Genomic DNA, 24790 nt, shown 5'->3' on the forward strand with positions numbered 1-24790 from the left:
ATTTGAAATAACTAGCGGTATAAGGAGTTAATTTGGTCAAAAAAACATAGCCCAATCCAGTTTTAAAAATGGGACGGGTTATGTTTTTGATGTTGTATTACTAAAAACCTCGCGGGTCAAAGCAACAAATCCATTTTTTTCCACCACCAAAATTCCAAAGGAAAATCCGGATAATTCTGCGTGAATTTATTGTATTTATTGGGTTTGGCTTCCTGTTCATTGAATTTAACTTCGACTGCAAAACCTTTCAAATAGGAAGTTTCTACAACAAAATCGACTTCATTTCCATCGGCAGTGCGCCAATATTTTATTTGGTCTTGGTCGTATCTTTCGGATAGTAATCTAAAAGACAGATTCTCAAGAACCATTCCTTTATCGGCTCTTTGTTCGAGTGGCGAAAAATAATTGATCAATACATTTCGCAAACCTAAATCGTTGATGTACACTTTTGGCATTTTGGTCAATTCTTTCCTTATATTGTTATAAAAAGGTTTTACCAAAGTAATATGAAAACATTTTTGCAGGACATATAAATAATTTTCGACCGTTGCATTTGTAATTCGCAACGTATTCGAAATTTCGTTTACATTCAACAAATTCCCCGATTGACTGGCCAAAAGCATCAACATTCTATAAAATTTGGTTTCGTCTGTTATTCCAGATTCCAGAATGTCCCGCTTAATAAATGAATCCCGAATATCTTTCAGCAATTCAATTTTTTGTGTCATATTATTCTCTAAAACCACGGCAGGATAACCGCCATAATTCATAAATTCGTCCATATAAGCCCAAAGTAAATTCTCTTGAATTGATTTTGTCTTTTTCTTGGTTTTGAGTTGAATAATTTCATCGACCAAATCATTTCTCCCTTTAAAAAGCAAAAACTCTTCAAAATCGAGCGTTCCCATAAGGAATATTTTCTTCCTGCCTACGAGCGAATCATTAAATTGCTTGTCGATATAAAACGCAGAACTTCCTGTGGCAACAATTTTTAATCGATTAGAATATTCGTCAAAAAGTAATTTTAAAAAAGTGGTAGCGTCATCGAGATATTGAATTTCATCGATAAAAACAATGATTTTTTTGTCTGGTTGCAACGGACAAATCTTGAACAAATTTTCAGGATTTTGGTTTAGTTCGTCTAAAATTTCTTTTCTGTCTAAATTGAGAAAATACACGGTTTCTCCCTTTTGTTGTAATTCTTCGAAGATTTGTTTCAATAACGTTGACTTCCCTATTTGTCTTGCGCCAATAAGGATTGTAAACTCTTTTTTTGAAAGATGTTCTGAAATCACGATATGTTTTTTCCTTTGCATCACTTTGCAAATGTACAAAATATTACAAAATATCGGATATTTTTAATATTATTTTTAATATTATCCGATAATTTACATTGTATACTATAAAAATATCCGATAATTTACGTTGTACACTAAGTAAATTATCGTATATTTTATACTGCACTATTCCCCCTTTGATGGTTATGGGGCTCTCCACTTTTTAGTTTCCTCAAAAACATGTTCTAAAATAGCGGCTTCTTTTTCATCGAAGTCAATATTCCTGCGATTCATTACTAACTTGGCGGTTTCGAAAGCCTTTTTAGTCAAGTAAGTGGTAAATCCCGATGCACCTCCCCAAGAAAAACTTGGCACAAAGTTACGGGGAAACCCTGTTCCGAAAATATTGGCGCTTACTCCTACAACGGTTCCCGTATTAAACATTGTGTTGATGCCACATTTGCTATGGTCGCCCATCATTAATCCGCAAAATTGAAGTCCGGTTTTGGCAAAACCTTCGGTTTCGTAATTCCACAATTTCACTTCTTCATAATTATTTTTCAGGTTGGAAGTATTCGTGTCGGCACCAATATTACACCATTCACCCAGCACTGAATCTCCCAGAAATCCATCGTGTCCTTTATTGGAATAGGAAAAAAGTACCGCATTTTTTACTTCGCCGCCAATTCTGGAATACGGTCCAACAGTTGTTGCACCATAAATTTTGGCAGCCATTTTTATTTGTGCATTTTCACACAAAGCTAATGGCCCGCGAATAACGGAGCCTTCCATTATCTCGGAATTTTTTCCAATATAAATGGGGCCGGACGAAGCATTCAGCGTTACAAATTCCAGCTTTGCTCCTTCTTCGATAAATATATTTTCTTTCCCAATAGTATTTACACTTTTAGGAATAGATTGCGATTTTCTGTCTTCGGTTAAAAGTTCAAAATCTTCGCGAATTGCGGCGTCATTATTGGAAAAAATATCCCAAGTATGTTCGACTCTTAAACAATCCTCTTCAAATTCAATAATGTCATATAAATCAAAATCGACTTCTTCCTGGTTTTCGCTGGTGTAAAAAGCAATGACTTCATCGCCTTTGAAAATGGCTTGATTCGATTCGAGGTCACTGACCATTTCCGCCAAAATTGCATTGGGAAGAAAAGAAGCATTTATCATTACATTTTCTTCCATTTCCACCATCGGGAATTTCTCTGACAAATATTCCTCGGTCAATGTAGTCGTGGTAGAACCCAAACGCATTTCCCATTTTTGACGAATCGTCATTATCCCAATAAGAATATCGGCAACTGGACGCGTGAAAGTAAAAGGTAATAAAGCATTTCTGGCTGGTCCGTCGAAAAGTATATAATTCATAAAATATTTTGTTAGAGACGATGCATTGTATCGTCTGTACTTTAAAGGTTCAAAGTTACAAAGTTTTGAATAGCAATTAAAATAAAAAAGCCCCGCAAATTGCGGAGCTTTATATTATTTTCAACAAAGTAAATATTATTTACCGTGTTTAGCGTATTTAGTTTTGAATTTATCGATACGACCTGCAGTATCAATAAGTTTAGATTTACCTGTGTAAAAAGGGTGAGAAGTTCTGGAAATCTCCATTTTTACAACTGGATATTCAACACCATCAACTGTAATTGTTTCTCTTGTATCTGCAGTAGATTTAGTAATAAACACATCTTCATTTGACATGTCTTTGAAGGCAACTAAGCGGTAATTTTCTGGGTGAATTCCTTTTTTCATCTTTATTTTTATTTATTTTTTGAGCGTTTTAATTTTGAAGCTTTCTCGTGTTCAGAAAAAGGTGTAAATGCAACTACTCTTTTTGTTTAAAACTTTTAATTATTTTGAGTCTGCAAATTTACAATTATTTTTCAATAATCAAATCTTTACATTACTTTTTTTATATAATCGTAAAAAACGATTTTTACCCTTGAATAAATTGGGAATTGTTATATTTGTGGATTAATAAATAAATACTTTCAACTATGAATGAAATTATAAAGAAAAACGGGATTCAATATGGTATAATTACTGGTGTCGTAGGTGCAATAATTACTACTTTGATATATTCAATAGATTTAAAATTATTTACTTCTATGTGGATTGGTTTCGTAAGCATCGCAATCTATATTATAATTGGGATAGTTTTACTTTCTAAAACCAAGCAAGAACTAAAGGGAATATTTTCTTTTAAAGATGCTTTTACCACCTATTTTATTTCGGCGGTAATTGGAATTTTAATATCCGTTGCTTTTAATGTCATTTTGTTCAATATAATAGATCCTTCTGTAAAGGACACCCTTAAAGAATTAACAATGAAATATATGGTGGAAACTATGCAAAAATTCAACACGCCATCATCAGCAATTAATGAAGCAATGAAAAAACTTCAAGAAAACGATCCATATTCTGTTATTGAATTAATAAAAGGATCTGTATTTAAAATAGCATTCAGCGCCCTTTTTGGATTATTATTGGCTTTAGTCTTTAAAAGCAAACCTTCACAAGAATAAAAATATAAATGAATTTATCCATACTTATCCCGCTTCTCAACGAAGAGGAATCACTCAAAGAACTCTATACTTGGATCATTTCGGTGATGAAATCGAACAATTATTCCTATGAAATCATTTTTATAGATGATGGAAGTACCGATAATTCTTGGTCCATTATTGAAGAATTAGCGGCAGAAAATCCAAATGTGAAAGGCATTCGTTTCATGAAAAATTTCGGGAAATCACAAGCCCTACATGCTGGTTTTGCAAAGGCAGAAGGCGATGTAATTATTACTATGGACGCTGATTTGCAAGACAGTCCCGAAGAAATTCCAGGATTATTCAATATGATTACCACCCAAAATTTTGATTTAGTTTCCGGCTGGAAAAAGAAACGATATGATTCTGTTGTTGCAAAAAATTTGCCTTCAAAATTATTTAATTGGGCTGCCAGAAAAACATCTGGTGTGGAATTAAATGATTTCAATTGCGGGTTAAAAGCCTACAAAAATGTAGTTGTCAAAAACATCGAAGTTTCGGGCGAAATGCACCGATACATTCCCGTTTTGGCAAAAAACGCTGGTTTTGGTAAAATTGGCGAAAAAGTGGTGCAACATCAAGCCCGAAAATATGGGGAGACTAAATTTGGAATGGAGCGTTTCATCAATGGCTTCTTGGATTTAATTACCATTTGGTTCCTGTCAAAATTTGGAAAAAGACCAATGCATTTATTTGGCGCATTGGGATCAATAATGTTTATAATAGGTTTTCTTTCGGCTGGATTTATTGGATTTATGAAATTATATAAATTATATCACGACCTACCTTATGATTTGGTCACTAATAATCCTTGGTTTTACATTTCACTAACTACCATGATTATAGGTACACAATTGTTTTTGGCAGGATTTCTTGGTGAAATTATTTTGAGAACAAAAAACAATGAGGAACGCTATAAGGTTTCGAAAGAAATAAATTAATTCCAAATAAAAAAGATATTCAAATTCTAAAAAAATATAAAATGGAAATCAAACAAAACATTTTAGAAGCAGCAAACGAATGGCTTAAGCCAACATTCGACAATGAAACTCAAGAAGCCGTCAAAACGATGATAAACTCTTCACCAAAAGATCTTGAAGAAAGTTTTTATAAAAATCTTGAATTCGGAACTGGCGGAATGCGTGGCGTTATGGGTGCCGGAAACAATCGCATCAATAAATACACACTTGGAAAAAGCACACAAGGACTTTCTGATTATTTGCATAAAGTATTTCCTAATCAACCTTTGAAAGCAGTAATTGCTTATGATTGCCGTCATAACAGCAAAACATTGGCCAAAACTGTCGCCGATGTTTTCTCGGCAAATGGAATCCAGGTTTATTTATTTTCGGATTTAAGACCAACTCCAGAGTTATCTTTTGCGCTAAAATATTTAGGTTGCCAGTGTGGAATTGTGCTTACGGCATCTCACAATCCTCCTGAATACAATGGATACAAAGTATATTGGGAAGATGGTGGTCAAATCGTTCCTCCGCAAGACGAAGAAATCATCAATACCATTGAAAATTTAAACTACGACAAAATTAAGTTTGATGCCAATGAGGATTTGATTCATTATATCGATACCGAAGTGGATCAAGCTTTCATAAAATCATCAATAGAAAACGCCAGTTTTGATACTTCGGCTGAAGCGAAAGCCAATCTAAATGTTGTTTTCACCTCTTTGCACGGAACTTCAATAACATTGGTTCCTGACACTTTATCACAAGCTGGTTATACCAATGTGCACATTGTTCCTGAACAGGCAGTGCCAAATGGTGATTTTCCAACCGTAAAATCTCCAAATCCAGAAGAGCCAGAAGCACTAACCATGGCTTTGGCATTAGCCGATAAAACCAACTCCGATATCGTCGTTGGAACCGACCCTGATTGTGACCGATTGGGAGTTGCGGTTCGAAATAATGAAGGCAAAATGACCTTGTTGAACGGAAATCAAACCATGATTTTGATGACCTCGTTCCTGTTGAAAGAATGGAAAAAAGCAGGGAAAATCAACGGGAAACAATTCGTTGGTTCCACCATCGTTTCTACCCCGATGATAATGGAATTGGCGACTAGTTATGGCGTGGAATGCAAGGTTGGTCTGACCGGTTTCAAATGGATTGCTAAAATGATCAAAGATTTTCCGGAATTAGAATTCATCGGTGGCGGCGAAGAAAGTTTTGGCTATATGGTGGGTGATGCTGTTCGTGATAAAGATGCCGTTGCTGCCACATTGTTGATTTGTGAAGTTGCGGCTCAAGCCAAAGCGAAAGGAAGTACGGCGTATAAAGAATTATTAAAACTGTATGTTGAAAACGGATTTTATAAAGAATATTTGGTTTCGTTAACCAAAAAAGGAATGGAAGGTTTACAGGAAATCAATCAAATGATGGTTGATTTGCGTGAGAATCCTTTAAAGGAAATCAACGAACAAAGAGTAGTTATGGTGGAGGATTACCAATCATCGATGGCGAAAAATTTACTTGCCGGAGAAGAAACCAAAATGGATATGCCAAAATCGAATGTGCTTATTTATTACACCGAAGATGGTTCCAAAATTTGTGCAAGACCAAGCGGAACAGAACCTAAAATTAAATTTTATATTAGCGTAAACGCCGAATTGAATTCTGTGGAAGATTTCACGGAAGCAGAAGGCATTTTGAACGAAAAAATAAAAAATATCATTGCATCAATGCAATTGAACTAATCCAATAAATGGACAGTAAACTCGATACAAATGATACTCCACAATTATTAAATTCGATTATCGGTTTAATAGATACAACACGTCATAATGTTGCAAAAACTGTCAATCAAGAACTCACCTTATTGTATTGGAATATCGGAAAAAGTATTAATGATGATATTCTGAATAACAATCGGGCCGATTACGGAAAGAAGATAATTCCAGAATTAAGCATAGCATTAACCAATAGATATGGAATAGGTTTTAGCAAAAGAAATTTACAGGGATTCATTAAGCTAAGTGCTGTTTTTGAAGATGTTATAATTTTGCAGACACTGTCTGCAAAATTGAGTTGGTCACATTTATACAATCTTATCTACATAGAAAACCAGGTAAAAAGAGAATTCTACACTCAAATGTCCGTCCATGAAAGATGGAGCGTTAGAACTTTGCAAGACCGAATTGACAGTATGCTTTTTGAAAGAACTGCCATAAGTAAAAAACCGGAACAGACCATTATCAATGACTTAAAACTATTGGAAACCGAAAAGAAAATCAGTCCGGATTTAGCCTTTCGAGACCCCTATTTTCTAGACTTTTTAGGATTGCACGATAGTTATTCAGAAAAAGATTTAGAAAGTTCAATTTTGGCACAGCTTCAATATTTTATTACTGAAATGGGAAGCGAATTTGCGTTTTTGGCTCGTCAAAAAAGAATAACTATTGATAATGAAGATTTTTACATCGATTTACTTTTTTATCATAGAGGTTTAAAAAGATTAGTTGCTATTGATCTTAAGCTTGGAAAATTTAAAGCAGCTTACAAAGGTCAAATGGAATTGTACCTCCGTTGGTTAGAACATAACGAACAAAAAGACGGTGAAAACAAACCCATTGGATTAATTCTTTGTAGCGAGAAATCTGCTGAACAAATTAATTATTTGATGCTTGATAACGATGAACAAATAAAAGTAGCTGAGTATTTAACACAGTTACCCGAGAAAAAATTATTGCTGGAAAAATTGGAAAGAGCCATTGCCATAGCAGAAAATAACACAAGAAAATAAATGAACAATTTCAAGAAAATATTCCCTTTTATAATTCCCTATAAAAAATACGCTTACTTCAACATATTTTTCAATGTTTTGTACGCATTGTTTAGCACGCTTTCTTTTATGTCATTAATCCCAATGATGCAGGTTTTATTTGACCAAACCAAAAGAAATACCGTGTTGCCAACTTTCAAAGGGATTTGGGAATTTAAAAAATTTGCCGAAGATTTTTTAAGCTATTACATCACAAATGCAACGGACTCATACGGTGTTGGATATACGTTGTCAATTATGGTAATCGTGATTATCTCAATTTTTTTATTGAAGAATTTGAGCGATTATTTGGCTATGTTTTTCATCACTTTTTTGAGAAATGGTGTTTTGAGGGATATGCGAAATGCGATGTACAAAAAAACCATCAATTTGCCACTTTCCTTTTTTTCCGAAAAAAGAAAAGGAGACACGATTTCCAGAATTTCTGCCGATGTAAATGAAGTACAAACCTCATTCCTTTCGATATTAGAATTGATTGTAAAAGAACCTTTGACAATTATATTTACAATCACAATGATGTTTTTAATAAGTCTCAAATTGACTCTTTTTGTATTTATTTTCATTCCAGTTTCTGGCTACATAATTTCATTAATAGGGAAACAACTAAAAAAGAAATCGACACGAGCGCAACAAGAACAAGGTATCTTTTTATCGACTATCGAAGAAACTCTTGGCGGATTGAAAGTCGTAAAAGGCTATAATTCCGAAAAATATTTCAATCGTATTTTTCAAGAATCGACACAACGATTTTTTGTTTTATCAAATAGCATTGGCAACCGCCAAAATCTGGCTTCACCGGCAAGCGAATTTATGGGAATTATGGTTATCGCCATTTTGCTTTGGTACGGAGGCCATATGGTTTTGATAGAAAAAACCTTGAACGGCGCCTCGTTTATTGCTTATATGGGTTTGGCTTATAATATTCTTACGCCGGCAAAATCAATTTCGAAAGCATCTTATGCCATCAAAAGAGGGAACGCTGCAGCAGAACGGGTGTTGGAAATTTTGGAACAGAAAAACACCATCACGAGCAAAAAAGATGCGCTGAAAAAAGATTCATTTGAATCAAAAATCACGATAAAAAACATTAACTTTAAATACGAAGAAGACACCGTTTTAAAGGATTTTTCGCTCGAAGTAAAAAAGGGACAAACCGTGGCACTCGTCGGTCAATCCGGAAGCGGAAAAAGTACGATTGCCAACTTATTGACTCGTTTTTATGATGTGAATGAGGGAACGATTTCCATTGATGGCATTGACATAAAAGATATTAATTTGCAATCGCTTCGCGGCTTGATGGGATTAGTAACCCAAGACAGCATTTTGTTTAATGACACCATAAAAGCCAATATTTCGCTCGGAAAATTAAACGCAACCGATGATGAAATTATCGAAGCCTTGAAGATTGCCAATGCCTATGAATTTGTAAAAGATTTGCCTCTTGGTATTTACACCAACATTGGCGACAGCGGAAATAAACTTTCCGGAGGCCAAAAACAACGATTATCCATTGCGCGTGCGGTTTTGAAAAATCCACCGATAATGATTCTGGATGAAGCCACCTCAGCATTGGATACTGAAAGCGAAAAATTTGTGCAAGTCGCTTTGGAAAATATGATGCAAAACAGGACTTCGATTGTGATTGCCCACCGCCTTTCGACCATTCAAAAAGCGGACAAGATTGTGGTAATGCAAAAAGGAGAAATTGTAGAACAAGGAACTCACGATGAGTTAATTGCCATAAGCGGAACGTATCATAAATTGGTAACGATGCAGTCATTTGAATAATCTGTCATTGCGAGTTCCGATAGTTATTGGAACGAAGCAATCTCATCATTATACTGGCTCTTTTATGGAACGCAGACAAAACGGATTTGCAAAAGCAAAAACACTGATTTTGACGGATTTTTAATTTTTAATTTCTGATTTTTAATTCCTAAAATGTACCTCAATAATAAAAACATAAAGCTTCCTGAAGATCCAAACACCATTGTTTGGAAATACTTGGATTTGTCCAAGTTCCTCGATTTGTTGCTGTCGCAGAAGCTTTTTATGTCTCGATCGGACAAATTTGAAGATCAATATGAAGGCACTTTTAGCGAGCCAACTTTCGAGGAAATCAAAAGAATTTCAGAAAATAATCCTGAATTTTTGCAATATTACAAATCACATCGCGAAAAAGTAGCCATCAGCAGTTGGCATATCAACGAATATGAATCGTTTGCCATGTGGCAAATTTTCACTCAAAACAGCGAAGGTTTGGCCATACAATCTACGGTAGAAAGGTTGAAAAATGCTTTGGATTCCGAAAAAAATCACGAGCAATACATTGGCGAAGTCAATTATATCGATTACAAAAAAGAATATATTCCGTTTGACGACATGTTTTTTCCTTTCTTGTTCAAGCGTAAAAGTTTTCAGTACGAAAGAGAAGTTCGCATCATTTCTGATGTCACCTTGAGCAATATCAAATTGAATGATGGACTGAAAATAAATGTGAACATCAATCAATTAATTGAAAAAATATACATCCATCCCAAATCAGAAAACTGGTATAAAAATCTCGTGATTCAATTGGTAAAAGAACTCGGCTTTGATTTTACGATTGAAAAATCGGATTTAGAAAGCGATATTTTGATATAGGGGTTACGCTATTTATAGTTTTATGGCAAGTTCTAATTTTCCGCCTAATCCTAATTCCACAATCTTTTGCAAAGTAGAAAAGCGAACTTCTTTTACGTTATTTTCAATTCTTGAAATATACGATTTTGTTGTTCCGCTTCTATTTGCAAGTTCTTCTTGAGTTAATCCTTTTTCAATTCTCGCCTGGTGAATCATTACACCAAGTTTGAATTGCTCGAAACCTTTTTCCAAATTGTCCCGTTTTTCGGTTCCTTTTTTTCCGTAAAACTCATCTTTGAATTCTGCGAGTGTTTTTAAGTTACTTGTTTTCATTTTCGTATTCTTCTTTAATTTTTAATGCTTTGTCTATTTCCTTTCTGGGCGTCTTTTGCGTTTTCTTTTGAAATCCATTAGCCAAAACTATTAATTTTCCTTTATCGAAAAAACAAAATATTCTAAAAATATCACTTCCTTGTTTTACTCTTACTTCATATAAGTCTCCAGTATTTTCAATATGTTTTAAATACGTTTCGGGAACTTTTTCTAATTGTTCAATTAAATCTAAAGTCCAAGTGATTTTATCTTGAACTTTTTCTCGTTGTTTAATAAAGAATTCTGTAAAGTAATCTTTATAAAATGTTACAACTCTTATTTTTAATTCTTTTTCCACAAAACAAATTTAATAAAGTTGCACCAAAGTACAACTTTAAATTTCATTTATTTCTAATAATTTTTTTGATTTTCTTTTTTACAGCCATTTTTACGGCATACTATTTCTCGTCTTGAAACGGTTGAGGAAAATTAGGATTCGATTTCACAATAGAAAAATCGGATTTGGAAAGTGATATTTTGATATAAGGTTTACGATTTCACTCTCTCTTTCAACACATTATCGTGTTTTTTTAATTATCATAATGAAATCTACACTGTATAATAATACATTTCTGATCTACACCTTTGGTGCCTGAAACTTTATAGACAATTCTATGTTCCCCAGTAATTCTTCGGGACCAATACCCTTTTAAATCATATCTTAAAGGTTCTGGTTTTCCAATTCCTTTGAAAGGATTTTGTCTAATAGATTTTATTAAATCTTTAATTCTTGCAACAATATCTAGGTCATTATCTATCCAATATTCAAATTCCTCCCAGCCGTTTGGAGTAAAACTAATTTCCATTTTTAGCTGTTTCCAATTCATCTAAATTGTAAGTCTTCAATTCGCCTTTTTCCGCTTGTTGGATTGATTCAGCAAGCCTTATTCTGTTTGCATTCGTTGATAATAAATGCTGTGTTTCTGTCATTGAATTATATTCTTTTAAGGATATAATAACAACGGCATCTTCTTCGTCATTTCTTGAAACAATCAACATTTCTGACGATTGGGATACCTCATCAAAATAGTTTTTAATGTTTTTTCTTAAAGTTGATATTGATACTGCTTTCATACTAATTTATTTTATCTGTACTTTTAATTGTACACACAAAGGTACGAAAAAAAATATGCAGATAAATAAAAAATTGAAATAAATCTACATCCATCCCAAATCCGAAAACTGGTATAAAAACCTCGTTATTCAATTGGTGGAACAACTTGGCTTTGATTTCACGATAGAAAAATCAGATTTAGAGAGTGATATTTTGATATAATTTTAAAAGCTCGCATTCAACTGTTACATTAAAAACCCTCCTTTTCTATAAACTGTGGCTGTAGAGTGTTTTTTATTATTCTGTTTCAATTTTTTCTAACCAGCCATCGTTTCTTGCTTCATCTAATAAATTTTGCATTTCAGTAAATGAAGGAATTCTTGCTTGCCCTCTTTGTGGTTTCAAATGGTTTGCCTCATCTTTCCAAATAAATCTATATCCTAATTCACTTGTTCCGTTATCATAAATATATTGACACCATTGAAAACAAAGTTTCCAATCTGGGAAATTAATATTTTTAGGTACTTCTTTAATTACTCTTACTCTTGATTTCATAATATTTTTTTTATCAATTGTTGTGAATTTATTATAGTTCCATTTTAAAAGGTCTTGTACTATCAACTTTATCTTCTGATTTTTTTATATAAAATAACTTTCTCCTATGTTACAAAGTATTAATTCGTTTTACATTCAGCAATATTGACCATAAATAAAACCTTTATTTTACATTTCCTTTTTTAATTTGGCATTACTTCAACAACTACCTCACCATTTGAGTCCGTCTTTACGTTGTATAATATTCTAGACCCGTTTCCAAGAAATTTTACTACGGTCCCAAAAGCAATTTCCGAAGATCCTTTCATTGACAAAGTTGCTTCACAGCCGCAAGATTTTAATTCTTCGTTGACTTCTGTCGTAATTATATTTTTTAGCTCTGCTTCTTGCATTTGCAACTTTTGCTTTTGCCTATATTCATCATCCCCTTTTATCGCATCAGCTCTAGCATTTTCAAAGTTCGGATCGTCTTTATTTACGATTCTACCGTCCATATTTGTAACTGCTGCAGCCAATTTATAATCATTCTCCTCAAGTATTGGAAAAATTAAAGATTTAACAATCTCAATAACTTTTCCATTATCACATTTTGGGGCTTTTTTTCCACATGAACTTAAAAAAACTAGAGCTGCAATCATACAAATTTTTTTCATTTTTATATTTTAAAAATTTCTTACTTTATTTTGTGAATTATTCAACCCAGAAAAAATCACTTAAAGGCTTCAGGTTGTTCAGATGTTCCAGCCAATTACAAGTTATTAAATCAATCCTTTAGTTGATTTATTAATTTCAAACAAACATAAACATAAATTCAGTTATAAACAACCGATTGTTTGCAATTACTTATAAACAATCGATTTCTTGTAATTTGGTTCTATGAATTCTAATAGAAAAAAGGAAGTTTCTGAAATCGTTTTGCAGGTTGGCGATAGAATTAACTATATCATAAAGGAAGGAAAACTAAAACAACGAGATGTTGCTTATGACGCAGGTTTAGACGTAGAAAACCTACGTAAATACATCAAGGGAAAACAGGAAATGAAGATTAGTACAATGATTAAAATTGTAAAAGCACTGAATATAAAAGTAGCCGATTTGTTCGAAGATGTAGATGTTAAATCCTAAAACCTCGCATTCAACTTCACGTTAAAAACCCTTGTGGTCATATAATTAGGAATCGCGTATTGATTTTTGGTGTAAACGTCACGAACCCAAGTATTGGTAATCGCATTTTGATTGTCGAAAAGATTGAAAATTTCCAATCCAATCGCCAATTCCTTGAAGCTTTTCAACCAATTTTTAGTAGACGGATTTTTGCTGTCGATTAAAACTTTAGAAAAACCAACATCGGCACGACGATAATCTTTCAAACGATTTTGATACAAATAAGGATCAGCATACGAAGGCGAACCACCGGGTAATCCAGTATTGTAAACCAAATTCAAGTACAGTTTTACGCTCGGAATATTGGGCATATAATCTTGGAACAACAATCCAAATTTCAATAATTGGTCGGTCGGTCTGGCAATATATCCTTTGTTATTGCTATTTTCTTCGGTTTTCAGGTAGCCAAAACTGAACCACGATTCGGTTCCCGGAACAAATTCTCCATTCAACCGAAAATCAAATCCTTGTGCATACGCTTTGGCATTATTGACTGCAGCATAACGAATTCGAACATTGTCCAAAGTATATGGATTGACGTCCGTCAGTGATTTATAATACAATTCCGAAACCATTTTGAAAGGACGATTCCACATCTTGAAACTATAATCATTGCTCAAAACAATATGGATGGATTGTTGCGCTTTGACATCGGGCTGCACGACTCCTTCAAAATCCCTCAATTCACGATAAGATGGCGGCTGATGATACAACCCTCCCGAAAGTCGAAAAAACATATCCTTGTTCCAATTGGGCTTCACGCTAATTTGTGCTCTGGGACTGAAAGTAAATTGCGTTTTGCTAACTATATTGTCGCCGGCAACTTCCCAATTTTGGGATCTTACGCCTACATTCAACCAAATTTCGTTGTTACCAATATTTCCTTTTCGGCTCCATTGTGCATAACCCGAGAATCTGTTAATGGTGACAAAATTAGTAGCTCTCACATTTTGGTAAGGGACTAAAGGCCCCGTATAAGACGAATAGGGCTGGTCGTTTTTAGGCAAAATAACAATGGGTGGATTTATCGAAAAACCGGCAGAATCAATCACTTCCCATTCTATAACCCTATCACGAATAGATTCCCGCGTGTATTTAATTCCCCACTCGAATTGATTTTTTTTCCAGTCATGAAAACCTTTTATCTCGGCGTTTGCAATTAGCGCGTCCAAATCATTTCTAGCATGATTGAGCTGCGAACCAATTCCTCTTGAAAATGCCACATTGCCGAAGGTTTCAGAACCAATATTGGCGTCAACTTCGCCTAATCGATATTGTGCAAAAATATCAAAATGCTCTTGTTCTTGTGTGTGATAAACGGATGCGATAAACTTATAAGTTGTGTTTTTGGATGCAATATAGGTGGATTTAATCGCTCCAAAATAAGTATCATATTTATCTTTTTCCTGACCTTCGTAAAAAACCAATAACGCCATTGGGTTATCGATGGTTCCAAAATTAGTTTGGCGCGTCAAGGGTTGATATTGGTATTTATTTTGGGAAATATTCCCCAGAAAACTCCATTGCCATTTGGTTGAGGCGTCGAAATTTATATTGGTTTGGATATCGGCAAATGCAGGCCTAAAGTTAGTTTGCGTTTCCTGACTATTTACCAGAAGACTATTGTTGCGATACCTAACTCCAGTAATTGCCGACCATTTTTTGTTTTTGGAAACAGCATCAACGGCAAGGCTTCCGCCAAGGAAACTCGCTTCTGCAACCGCTCCAAATTTTGTGGGCTTTCTATAAGTAATATCCAGAACAGAGGATAATTTATCGCCAAATTTTGCCTGAAAACCTCCCGCCGAAAAATCAACATTTTGAACCAAATCCGTATTGGTGAAACTCAGTCCTTCTTGCTGACCCGAATGAACAAGAAAGGGACGATACACTTCGATTTCATTTACATAAACCAGATTTTCATCATAATTCCCACCACGAACAGCATATTGCGTGCTCAATTCATTATTGGAATTTACACCCGGCAAAGATTTCAAAATATTTTCGACACCGGCATTGGCACCGGGAATTTTTCGAATCAATTCGGGTTCAATAATTGCAATTCCCTGTACCCTTTTTTTGTTGTTTGCCATAATAACAACTTCCCCCATTTGCTCCTCTTGGTCATTCATAACCAAGTTAAATTCATATTCCTCGTTTGATTTTAGGGTAACTGTTACAGTAACTTTTTTCAAGGAAACATGGGAAAAAACAACGACCACTTTTTGATTTTCGGGAACAATTATGCTGTAGAAACCATTTTCGTTTGATCGGGTTCCAATACCACCGCAAGACACGTTTACGTTATCAACAGCTTGATTGTTTTTATCAAGAATAATTCCTTTTACTTTGGCAGATTGAGCAAAAGCAATAGCACCGAAACAGAAAAAAAAGAAAACAAATATTGCTTTATTTATACTCAAGAAATTTAATTTTTATTATTTTGACTTCTAAAAAACCGTGTTTCAAAGATAGCAGAATTTCCTACGTTATCAATCACAACTATTTTTAATTCATTTGCGCCTTCCTCGACAATACCGTCACTAAAATTGTGGGTAATTCTTTTTGTTTTATTATCATATTCAAACAATATCCATTTTCCGTTCAAATAACCATTGTAAGATTTAATACCGGACAATCCGTCACTTATGGTCAATTGAATAAACTTTTTGTCGCTTATCCATTTTCCTTCAATAGATTTTGCTATCGTGATTTTTGGTGCAACCGTATCTAAAACTAAGGCAAACTGTCCCAAGGTTTTTGCCTTGGTGGTAAAAACACTATCCTTTCGATAGGTAACATTATGGCTTATTTTTTTGCCATCAATCGATGCGATGAACAATTTTTCCCTTTGGGCTTCGGTATATTTATTGTCTTCTATCGAAATGGTGAAATTAGCATGGGCAGGAACAGTATCCTCATGAAGAAACAAAGTGTCGTTTTTTACATCGAAATTTAAATAAAAATCATCATAAAAAGTTCCGGCCGGAAAGAAAACCGACATGTTTTCTTTGGCAAAATTGCTGTCTTTATTTGCCTTTACGAAATATTTTGAAAGGATTGGCTCTTGTTCAATAATTGTGGGTAATATATCATATTTCACAGGAATGGAAACCACACTTTTATTGCCATAAAAATCGGAAACTTCAATGCGATAAACCGAAGCCAAATTAGGAACCATGGTAAGAACACCTCCGGTTTCATCCGTTTTAATTATGCTCAGATTATAAGGGTTTCGCATAAATAATTTTTGGATTCTTTGTTGCGTTTTCTTGTACTTTGAATAATCAATTAATGCATTTACATAACGCATTTCATCAAAAGAATAAGTGTCAAATTGATACCCAAAATTAGGTGTTCCGTTATAAAAGGACTGCACTTTATACACTCCATTTTTGTTAAATGAAACATCATCATAATCGAAAGTGGTAATACCAAAACCAATTTTACCATTAGCCACTACTTTATCCGACAGATAAGTTCCATCTTTTTGTAATGACAAGTTGAGCAATAAAGGACGTTTCGATTGATTAACGTTAGTTTCATTATCCAACGGGTAAACATAAACACTGGAAATGATGGGTTTTTTTGTGTCCTTCATCATTTTATCAAACCCAAAAAACATTGGGTTTATGATGTTCTCTGTTCTGTTATCCCGAAATTCAAAATGCAAATGAGGTCCTTCGGAAGCCCCAGTATTTCCAGAAAGCGCAATAACCTGCCCTTTCTTGACCACCATTTCCCCAGGTTTAAAAAACATTTCTATTTCAAAAGACTGTTCTTTATAATGCGTTTTTTTTATGAAATCCTCAATGGCATCAGTAGCCCTTTGTAAATGTCCGTATACTGAAGTAAACCCGTTAGAATGCGTAATGTAAATAGTTTTTCCGTTACCAAAAGTAGAGATTTTGATTCGTGACACGTAACCATCAGCCACGGCATGCACCTCTAGCCCTTCTTTTTGCTGAGTTTTTAAATCAAACCCGGCATGGAAATGATTGGGTCTCAGCTCCCCAAAATTGCCTGACAACTGCATTGGAATAGCAAGCGGAGGGCTAAAATAATCTTTTGGATAATTAGTTTGTGCAGATAGTGAACCGCATAATAACATTAAAAATAAGTAAAATCTCATTGAATACATTTTTGCTAAGATAAAAAAAAAGAAGTTATTAAAAAACTTAAAACACAATCTACTGTACAACAATTAATTATGCATTTTAATGTAAAAAAACAGATAAAATATTGTAATAATAAAAAGGAATACTAACTTTGTATGATTATGTAATACGTAGGATATGTTATGAGTGTAATTGCAGAAATAATTGATACTCTTGAAAATAAGATTGAAAAACTTTTCATTAAAATAAATAGTTTAGAGAAAAATAATCAAGATTTGAAAATTGAATTGACAAAAGCTGCACAAATCATACAAACCCAATCTCAAGAGATTGATGCCTTAAAATCGCAGTATGAAACACTTAAAATCGCCAACGCATTACTAGGCAGCGAAGATAATAAAAGAGATACAAAGCTTAAAATAAATTCATTGATTCGTGAAATTGATCACTGTATAGCACAGCTATCAGATTAGTAAAAGATATGGACGAAAAGCTTAAAATTAAAATATCAATTGCAGACAGGATCTACCCATTAACGGTAGAACTATCCCAGGAAGAAGGCCTTAGAAGTGCTTCGAAGAAAATTGACGTGATGATAAAGCAATTTGAAGAAAATTATGCAGTTCGTGACAAGCAGGATGTATTAGCAATGTGTGCTTTGCAATTTGCCTCACAATCAGAACAAAAACAAATTAATAGTGCGATAGATGGTGATGCAACCATCGAAAGAATTAAAAAAATCAATGCACTTTTAGATAAATATCTCGATAATTAAACGTTCTTTACAAAAACTAAGATACTGCCTACATTAGTTCATATTTGGTAAACTCAACACTAACAAATTAGAATGAGCAAATCATCGTTACTATAGCACGTCACGCCCTGCGTGAAAGCTTGAACAACGAGTTAGCTCAAAACTTGTCTTTCCGAGTTTATTCAAGCAACCTAATGTAGGCTTTTTTATATATAAATTTTAATAAACATGGACATTTTAACAATAATTATTTCAGGAATTGCCGGTATAGCGGGGGGATTTGGCATAGCCAAAACTATTGAGAAAAGCAATATTTCCAATTTGATCAAAAACGCAAAAAAAGAAGCCGCATCTATTTTAAAAGATGCCAATCTTGAGGCCGAAAACATAAAAAAAGATAAAATTCTTCAAGCAAAGGAAAAGTTTATCGAATTGAAGTCAGAACACGAACAAGTAATTCTTTCTCGTGACCAGAAAATGGCCGAAGTCGAAAAAAGGATTCGAGACAAAGAATCCCAAATTTCAAATGAATTGTCAAAAGCCAAGAAAGTAAATGACGATTTTGAATCTAAAACTTTAGAATACAACAATAAAATAGAAGTTTTAGATAAAAAACAAGCAGAAGTAGATAAATTGCATAAAAGTCAACTTCAACAGCTGGAAGTAATTTCCGGATTGTCTGCAGAACAGGCTAAAAATCAATTGGTCGAAGGTTTGAAGGCCGAAGCCAAAACCAAAGCGATGTCCTACATTCAAGACACTATCGAAGAGGCTAAATTGACGGCACAACAAGAGGCCAAGAAAATCATTATTAACACCATCCAAAGAGTTGGAACGGAAGAAGCGGTAGAAAACTGCGTATCCGTTTTCAACATCGAATCTGATGATGTAAAAGGTAGAATTATTGGTCGTGAAGGTAGAAATATTAGAGCGATTGAAGCAGCAACTGGCGTAGAAATTATCGTGGACGACACACCTGAAGCCATTATTCTTTCCTGTTTTGATCCTGTGCGTAGAGAAATTGCACGTTTGGCTTTACACAAACTAGTAACGGATGGACGTATACATCCAGCACGTATTGAAGAAGTTGTAGCCAAAACAACCAAACAAATTGACGATGAAATTATAGAAGTGGGTAAACGTACGGTTATCGATTTAGGCATCCATGGTTTACATCCTGAATTGATAAAAGTTGTGGGTAGAATGAAATACCGATCCTCTTATGGACAAAATTTACTGCAACACTCACGCGAAGTTTCCAAGCTTTGTGGAATTATGGCCGCCGAATTAGGTTTGAATGTAAAACTAGCCAAAAGAGCCGGTTTATTACATGATATTGGTAAAGTTCCAGACGCCGAAAGTGATTTGCCACATGCATTATTAGGAATGCAATGGGCTGAAAAATATGGCGAAAAAGAAGAAGTTTGCAACGCCATCGGGGCACACCACGACGAAATTGAGATGAAATCATTGTTATCTCCAATTGTTCAAGTTTGTGATGCGATTTCGGGTGCGAGACCAGGCGCCAGACGTCAGGTTTTGGACTCTTATATTCAACGTTTAAAAGATTTGGAAGAAGTTGCTTATGGATTTAGCGGAGTGAAAAACGCTTATGCAATTCAAGCAGGTAGAGAACTTCGTGTCATTGTCGAAAGCGAAAAAGTTTCTGATGATTATGCAGCCACTTTGTCTTTCGAAATTTCACAAAAAATACAAACAGAAATGACTTATCCGGGTCAGGTTAAAGTAACCGTTATTAGAGAGACAAGAGCGGTAAATATTGCGAAATAAGCCCATTCTAGCCTTCTCAAAGAGAAGAAATTGATGTAATAAAAATATAAGACTTGTTAATTGAAAAATTGGCAAGTCTTTTTTTTATCTGCCATCTGCCAACTAACGCCTGGGATGAAAATCATTTAGCACTTGTGTCAAAAATCTTCTATCCAGATGCACATAAATCTCTGTCGTGGTGATTGATTCATGACCAAGCATTAATTGAATCGAACGCAAATCGGCACCATTTTCAAGAAGATGCGTAGCAAATGAATGCCGCAAAGTATGGGGACTTATGTTTTTGTTCAAATTTATTTGGGTTGACAAATCCTTGATTATTGTAAAAATCATGGCTCTCGAAAGCTGGCCTCCTCTCCTGTTTAAAAACAAGGTGTCATCAAACCCTTTTTTGATATTCAAATCAATTCGAATGGTATCCCTGTAAATCTGAATATATTTTTGGGTCAAATTTCCAATGGGCACAAAACGCTGTTTATTTCCTTTACCTGTGATCTTGATGAAACCTTCATCGAAGAATAAATCAGAAATTTTTAGCGTCACCAATTCCGAAACCCGAAGCCCGCAGCCATAAAGGGTTTCTAACATCGCTCGATTTCGTTCTCCCTCGTTTGTGCTCAAATCGATTGCCAAAATAAGCGCATCAATTTCATCAACTGATAAAGTATCGGGGAGTTTCCTTCCTGTTTTTGGGGTTTCGATCAGTTCCAAAGGATTGTCCGAACGATAATCTTCGAAAATCAAATAGCCGAAAAAACTTTTTAATCCCGAAATGATTCTGGCCTGTGAACGAGGATTAACTTCTTTTGAAACGTTATAAATGAATTGTTGAATGGTTTCTTCGGTTATTTTTATGGGCGAAACAACAATCTCGTTTTCCGTAAGAAAAAGGCACATGCGTTCAATATCAAAAGAATAATTATCAATGGTATTTTTGGATAATCCTCTTTCGATTCTGAGATAAGATTGATAACTTTTTATATAATTGTTCCAATTCATGAAAGCAAAGTAAAGGTTTTTTTGGACATAAAAAACTTCCTGAATAGACTTAAAAAAGTTTAAATATTATTTTTTGACTTTTAAATATAAAACAGTTAATTATATAAAAACTCTTTTAAATAATGAAACAAAAGTTTCTACTAAACATTCTACTTTTGTAAAAGGAAGTTTATTCCTGATTCAAAGGAATTACTAAAAAGTTCAATAAACACAATAATCAGCAAATTAATGAGTTTTAAACTACAAGTTCTAATCTATAAACAAAATTTAAAAACAATATTATGAAAAAGACAATTTTAGTTACCGTTTTACTGCTTGCAATATCAGTTAATGTTCAGGCGCAATTATTACGATTTGGTATAAAGGCTGGACTAAACTATGCCAATCAAACCGGCACTAACATCACCATAAACAGTGGAAATTATAATAAGGATGCCATAACTAGCTATCATGCCGGATTAGTGGCCGAAATTAATCTAACAGAAGGTTTTTCTGTTCAACCAGAATTACTGTATTCTACCCAAGGAGCTACTTACAAATATGCAGCTACTGAATTTAAAAACGAACTGGGTTATTTATCCATCCCTGTTATGGCAAAATTTCATTTGAATAAATTTATTAGTCTTGATCTTGGCCCACAAGCTTCTTTTTTATTAAGCGAAAGAAATCAATTCAATGTTAAAGATGCCAACACTTTCGATTTTGGAGTTGCCGGAGGTTTAGGATTGAATATCACCAAAAGTATATTTATACAAGGTCGTTATGTATTAGGTTTAACCGATGCTTCAAAAGATGCACAAATTAAAAACTCTGTAGTTCAAGTTTCGGCAGGTCTTATGTTCTAAGAAAATTAAAAAAATAATAAATTTATCAAAACCGTTCTTTAAATTGGAACGGTTTTTTTATTTTTACCAAAACATCAATTTATGAAAATTTGCATCATCAACGGACCAAACCTTAATCTATTAGGAAAACGAGAACCAGAAGTATATGGAAGTCAAACTTTTGAAGATTATTTCAATACTTTAAAAGAGAAATTCCCGCAAATAGAACTAAATTATTATCAAAGCAACGTCGAAGGAGAATTGATTGATAAAATTCAGGAACTTGGTTTTTCGTATGACGGTATTATCCTAAATGCCGGCGCTTACACACATACTTCGATTGGCATTGGCGATGCCGTAAAAGCCATAACGACTCCAGTGGTTGAAGTGCATATTTCGAATACTTTTTCTCGTGAAAGTTTCAGGCATCAATCTTATATCTCTGGCAATGCCAAAGGTGTTATTCTCGGTTTTGGATTACGAAGTTATGAATTAGCGTTAATGTCATTTTTATAGTTATTATGCTATTCAACATTTAACCATTATCGAACATAAAAAGTGTCAGATTTTAAAAAATCTGACACTTTTTTATGTTTAGAAATTTACTTACTTTAATTCTATTCATTCGGCTCAATATGTATTAAAACATGTCCTAACTCAGGGATTTCCTGGCGCAAAGTGTCTTTGAGTTTATGTGATAAGAGGTGCCCTTCTTTTACTGTAATATTTGCATTGACAATAGCATGTAAATCAACATGATATTTCATCCCTGCTTTGCGAATAAAACATTTTTCGGTATCTACTATACCATCCACCTGATGAGAAATCTTTCTAATTTCATCAACTAAATCTTCATTTAGATGTTCATCCATAATTTCGCCAAGTGCAGGTCTGAAAATCAAATAACTGTTGTAAAGAATAAATCCCGATGCAAAAAGTGCAGCCCAGTCATCTGCCGACTCATACCCTTTCCCCAAAATCAAGGCAATAGAAATTCCAATAAATGCGGCTACCGATGTTATTGCATCGCTTCTATGGTGCCAAGCATCGGCTTTTAGAGAAGAACTGTTACTTTCTTTGCTTCTATTCAACACCAAACGATACGAATATTCTTTCCAAATAATTATTATGCCAAGAACAATTAATGTCCAGGATTTAGGCAATTCGTGGGGTGTTCCAATATTGTTGATGCTTTCATAAGCAATAATTGTTGCCGAAGTAATTAAAAAACCCACCACCAAAAAAGTGACTAAGGGTTCGGCCCGACCGTGGCCATAAGGATGATTCTCGTCTGCTGGTTTGTTCGAATATTTGATTCCAAATAATACCAAAAATGAAGAAAAAATATCAGTCGTAGATTCGATTGCATCTGCCACTAAGGCATAAGAATTTCCAAAAAAACCGGCTAATCCTTTAATTAAAGCCAAAGCAGCATTACTTATTATACTAAAATAAGTCGCTTTTACTGCGGTTTGTTCGTTTGTCATTCTGTTTTTTTTTAAAAATTAAAAAGTAGATTATAGATTAAGCTCTTACAATCTTCGCACCAATGGCTCTCAACCGTTCGTCTATTCTTTCGTAACCTCTATCTATTTGTTCAATATTTTGAATGGTACTTGTTCCTTTTGCAGAAAGCGCCGCAATCAACAAGGAAATTCCTGCACGAATATCTGGCGAGGACATAGTTGTGGCTTTCAATTGTGATTTGAAATCGTGACCAATTACAACTGCTCTGTGTGGGTCGCACAAAATAATTTTGGCACCCATATCAATCAATTTATCGACGAAAAACAATCGGCTTTCAAACATTTTTTGATGAATAAGAACGTCTCCTCTTGCCTGTGTAGCCACTACCAGAACAATACTCAACAAATCTGGCGTGAATCCAGGCCAAGGCGCATCTGAAATGGTGAGAATGGAACCATCAATATCGGTCTTTACTTGGTAACCATCTTTGTGTTCCGGAATATAAATGTCGTCGCCTCTTTTTTCTAATGTAATTCCCAGTTTTCTAAACACATTTGGAATAAGTCCCAGATTTTCCCAACTCACGTCCTTAATGGTAATTTCGCTTCTGGTCATTGCGGCAAGTCCTATCCAGCTTCCTATTTCGATCATGTCGGGAAGAATTCTATGGGTACAACCTCCAAGACTTTCAACACCTTCAATGGTTAATAAGTTCGAACCAATTCCCGTTATTTTCGCTCCCATTGCGTTCAACATCTTGCACAATTGTTGCAAATACGGTTCGCAAGCAGCGTTGTAAACTGTTGTTTTTCCTTTTGCCAAAACCGCAGCCATAACTATATTTGCTGTTCCGGTCACCGAAGCTTCATCTAATAACATATCGGCGCCAGTCAAGCCATTAGGAGCTTCAACTCCATAAAAATGGTCTTCTCTGTTGTAACGGAATTTGGCGCCAAGATTGATGAATCCTTCAAAATGGGTATCGAGTCTTCTTCTGCCTATTTTATCGCCGCCCGGTTTTGGAATATATCCTTTTCCGAAGCGTGCCAAGAGCGGCCCAACAACCATAATAGAACCTCGAAGTGAACCTCCTTCTTTTTTGAATGCTTCTGTTTCCAGATAATGTACATTCACTTCATCTGCTTGAAAAGTATAGGATCCAGGTCCTATTTTTTGAATTTTTACGCCTAAATTTCCCAAAAGCGTAATCAGTTTATTGACATCAATTATGTCTGGAATGTTATTGATGGTAACCTTTTCAGGAGTCAATAATATGGCGCATAAAATTTGTAACGCCTCGTTTTTGGCTCCTTGTGGCGTGATTTCGCCTTTTAATTGAATGCCTCCTTCTATTTTGAAAATTCCCATTTTTCGAATTATAAATTATGAGTTATGAGTTAATGAATTATGGATTAAAAGTTAATGTTAAAAAAATTC

Annotated in this window: 26 protein-coding genes; 12 read left to right on the forward strand and 14 right to left on the reverse strand. The window is 34.4% G+C overall.

The features are described from left to right. Positions 1–116: 116 nt before the first annotated feature. The 3 genes from B2145_RS09980 to B2145_RS09990 form a co-directional block, all read right to left on the reverse strand. The gene (locus B2145_RS09980) at positions 117–1316 is read right to left on the reverse strand and encodes an ATP-binding protein (RefSeq protein WP_291101741.1); all 1200 of its coding nucleotides are present in this window, start codon (positions 1314–1316) and stop codon (positions 117–119) included. 165 nt (positions 1317–1481) lie between these two features. Further along, positions 1482–2657, reverse strand: coding sequence for a GlmU family protein (locus B2145_RS09985; RefSeq protein ID WP_291101743.1), 1176 nt, complete (start codon positions 2655–2657; stop codon positions 1482–1484). Between the two features lie 135 nt (positions 2658–2792). Further along, positions 2793–3044, reverse strand: a complete 252-nt coding sequence (locus B2145_RS09990) for a type B 50S ribosomal protein L31 (protein ID WP_143391223.1) — start codon at positions 3042–3044, stop codon at positions 2793–2795. Positions 3045–3289: 245 nt separating this feature from the next. On the opposite strand from B2145_RS09990, the gene B2145_RS09995 reads away from it, so the two are divergent. The 6 genes from B2145_RS09995 (at position 3290) to B2145_RS10020 (ending at position 10276) form a co-directional block, all read left to right on the forward strand. Further along, complete coding sequence (locus tag B2145_RS09995) at positions 3290–3817, forward strand: DUF4199 domain-containing protein (RefSeq protein ID WP_291101748.1); 528 nt, start codon at positions 3290–3292, stop codon at positions 3815–3817. An 8-nt stretch (positions 3818–3825) separates the two neighbouring features. Beyond that, a complete protein-coding gene (locus B2145_RS10000; protein WP_291101750.1) occupies positions 3826–4779 on the forward strand; it encodes a glycosyltransferase family 2 protein in 954 nt (317 codons plus the stop codon). 41 nt (positions 4780–4820) lie between these two features. Continuing rightward, positions 4821–6548 (forward strand): phospho-sugar mutase, encoded by a 1728-nt coding sequence (locus B2145_RS10005; RefSeq protein ID WP_291101752.1) that lies wholly within the window; start codon positions 4821–4823, stop codon positions 6546–6548. An 8-nt stretch (positions 6549–6556) separates the two neighbouring features. After that, positions 6557–7594, forward strand: coding sequence for a PDDEXK nuclease domain-containing protein (locus B2145_RS10010; protein WP_291101754.1), 1038 nt, complete (start codon positions 6557–6559; stop codon positions 7592–7594). Then, positions 7595–9421, forward strand: coding sequence for an ABC transporter ATP-binding protein (locus tag B2145_RS10015; RefSeq protein ID WP_291101756.1), 1827 nt, complete (start codon positions 7595–7597; stop codon positions 9419–9421). 153 nt (positions 9422–9574) lie between these two features. After that, entirely contained in the window at positions 9575–10276 is a 702-nt protein-coding gene (locus tag B2145_RS10020; protein WP_291101758.1) for a DUF2971 domain-containing protein, read from the forward strand. A 12-nt stretch (positions 10277–10288) separates the two neighbouring features. On the opposite strand, the gene B2145_RS10025 is transcribed toward B2145_RS10020, so the two are convergent. The 6 genes from B2145_RS10025 to B2145_RS10050 all read right to left on the reverse strand — a co-directional run bounded on the left by B2145_RS10025 (position 10289) and on the right by B2145_RS10050 (position 12889). Further along, complete coding sequence (locus B2145_RS10025; protein ID WP_291101760.1) at positions 10289–10588, reverse strand: helix-turn-helix domain-containing protein; 300 nt, start codon at positions 10586–10588, stop codon at positions 10289–10291. Beyond that, positions 10575–10925, reverse strand: a complete 351-nt coding sequence (locus tag B2145_RS10030; RefSeq protein WP_291101762.1) for a type II toxin-antitoxin system RelE/ParE family toxin — start codon at positions 10923–10925, stop codon at positions 10575–10577. Before B2145_RS10030 ends, B2145_RS10025 begins: the two co-directional genes overlap by 14 nt. Positions 10926–11157: 232 nt before the next feature. Continuing rightward, positions 11158–11454 carry a Txe/YoeB family addiction module toxin gene (locus tag B2145_RS10035; protein ID WP_291101764.1) on the reverse strand — a complete coding sequence of 99 codons (297 nt, stop codon included), beginning with the start codon at positions 11452–11454 and terminating at the stop codon, positions 11158–11160. Then, positions 11423–11701 (reverse strand): type II toxin-antitoxin system Phd/YefM family antitoxin, encoded by a 279-nt coding sequence (locus tag B2145_RS10040; RefSeq protein WP_291101765.1) that lies wholly within the window; start codon positions 11699–11701, stop codon positions 11423–11425. The genes B2145_RS10035 and B2145_RS10040 overlap by 32 nt, the downstream gene beginning before the upstream one ends. Before the next feature lie 277 nt (positions 11702–11978). Then, positions 11979–12236, reverse strand: coding sequence for a hypothetical protein (locus B2145_RS10045; protein WP_291101767.1), 258 nt, complete (start codon positions 12234–12236; stop codon positions 11979–11981). Positions 12237–12418: 182 nt separating this feature from the next. Continuing rightward, positions 12419–12889, reverse strand: a complete 471-nt coding sequence (locus tag B2145_RS10050; protein WP_291101769.1) for a hypothetical protein — start codon at positions 12887–12889, stop codon at positions 12419–12421. Positions 12890–13112: 223 nt separating this feature from the next. Here B2145_RS10050 and B2145_RS10055 point away from each other — a divergent pair, with 223 nt between their 5' ends. Next, a complete protein-coding gene (locus tag B2145_RS10055) occupies positions 13113–13361 on the forward strand; it encodes a helix-turn-helix domain-containing protein (protein WP_291101771.1) in 249 nt (82 codons plus the stop codon). On the opposite strand, the gene B2145_RS10060 is transcribed toward B2145_RS10055, so the two are convergent. Then, positions 13358–15823 (reverse strand): TonB-dependent receptor, encoded by a 2466-nt coding sequence (locus B2145_RS10060; protein ID WP_291101773.1) that lies wholly within the window; start codon positions 15821–15823, stop codon positions 13358–13360. The genes B2145_RS10055 and B2145_RS10060 overlap by 4 nt on opposite strands. Positions 15824–15828: 5 nt before the next feature. Beyond that, positions 15829–17532: a M23 family metallopeptidase gene (locus tag B2145_RS10065; RefSeq protein ID WP_291101775.1), complete on the reverse strand. Its 1704-nt coding sequence runs from the start codon at positions 17530–17532 to the stop codon at positions 15829–15831. A 168-nt stretch (positions 17533–17700) separates the two neighbouring features. Here B2145_RS10065 and B2145_RS10070 point away from each other — a divergent pair, with 168 nt between their 5' ends. The 3 genes from B2145_RS10070 (at position 17701) to rny (ending at position 20063) form a co-directional block, all read left to right on the forward strand. Next, the gene (locus B2145_RS10070) at positions 17701–17991 is read left to right on the forward strand and encodes a hypothetical protein (RefSeq protein ID WP_291101777.1); all 291 of its coding nucleotides are present in this window, start codon (positions 17701–17703) and stop codon (positions 17989–17991) included. A gap of 8 nt (positions 17992–17999) precedes the next feature. Further along, a complete protein-coding gene (locus B2145_RS10075; protein ID WP_291101779.1) occupies positions 18000–18293 on the forward strand; it encodes a cell division protein ZapA in 294 nt (97 codons plus the stop codon). Positions 18294–18500: 207 nt separating this feature from the next. Further along, positions 18501–20063 carry a ribonuclease Y gene (gene rny, locus B2145_RS10080; RefSeq protein WP_291101781.1) on the forward strand — a complete coding sequence of 521 codons (1563 nt, stop codon included), beginning with the start codon at positions 18501–18503 and terminating at the stop codon, positions 20061–20063. A gap of 102 nt (positions 20064–20165) precedes the next feature. On the opposite strand, the gene xerD is transcribed toward rny, so the two are convergent. Further along, the gene (xerD, locus tag B2145_RS10085) at positions 20166–21062 is read right to left on the reverse strand and encodes a site-specific tyrosine recombinase XerD (protein ID WP_291101783.1); all 897 of its coding nucleotides are present in this window, start codon (positions 21060–21062) and stop codon (positions 20166–20168) included. A 281-nt stretch (positions 21063–21343) separates the two neighbouring features. Between xerD and B2145_RS10090 the strand changes: the two genes are divergently transcribed. Together B2145_RS10090 and aroQ are read left to right on the forward strand one after the other, a co-directional pair. Then, positions 21344–21907: a porin family protein gene (locus tag B2145_RS10090; protein ID WP_291101785.1), complete on the forward strand. Its 564-nt coding sequence runs from the start codon at positions 21344–21346 to the stop codon at positions 21905–21907. Positions 21908–21988: 81 nt separating this feature from the next. Continuing rightward, complete coding sequence (gene aroQ, locus B2145_RS10095) at positions 21989–22402, forward strand: type II 3-dehydroquinate dehydratase (protein ID WP_291101787.1); 414 nt, start codon at positions 21989–21991, stop codon at positions 22400–22402. A gap of 101 nt (positions 22403–22503) precedes the next feature. Here the strand turns inward: aroQ and B2145_RS10100 are convergent, their stop codons facing one another. After that, a complete protein-coding gene (locus B2145_RS10100; protein ID WP_291101789.1) occupies positions 22504–23373 on the reverse strand; it encodes a cation diffusion facilitator family transporter in 870 nt (289 codons plus the stop codon). Between the two features lie 37 nt (positions 23374–23410). Further along, positions 23411–24721, reverse strand: a complete 1311-nt coding sequence (gene murA, locus B2145_RS10105) for a UDP-N-acetylglucosamine 1-carboxyvinyltransferase (RefSeq protein ID WP_291101791.1) — start codon at positions 24719–24721, stop codon at positions 23411–23413. Positions 24722–24790 lie beyond the last annotated feature (69 nt).

It is taken from the genome of Flavobacterium sp. UBA5153, from assembly GCA_002413745.1.
Lineage (GTDB): Bacteria > Bacteroidota > Bacteroidia > Flavobacteriales > Flavobacteriaceae > Flavobacterium.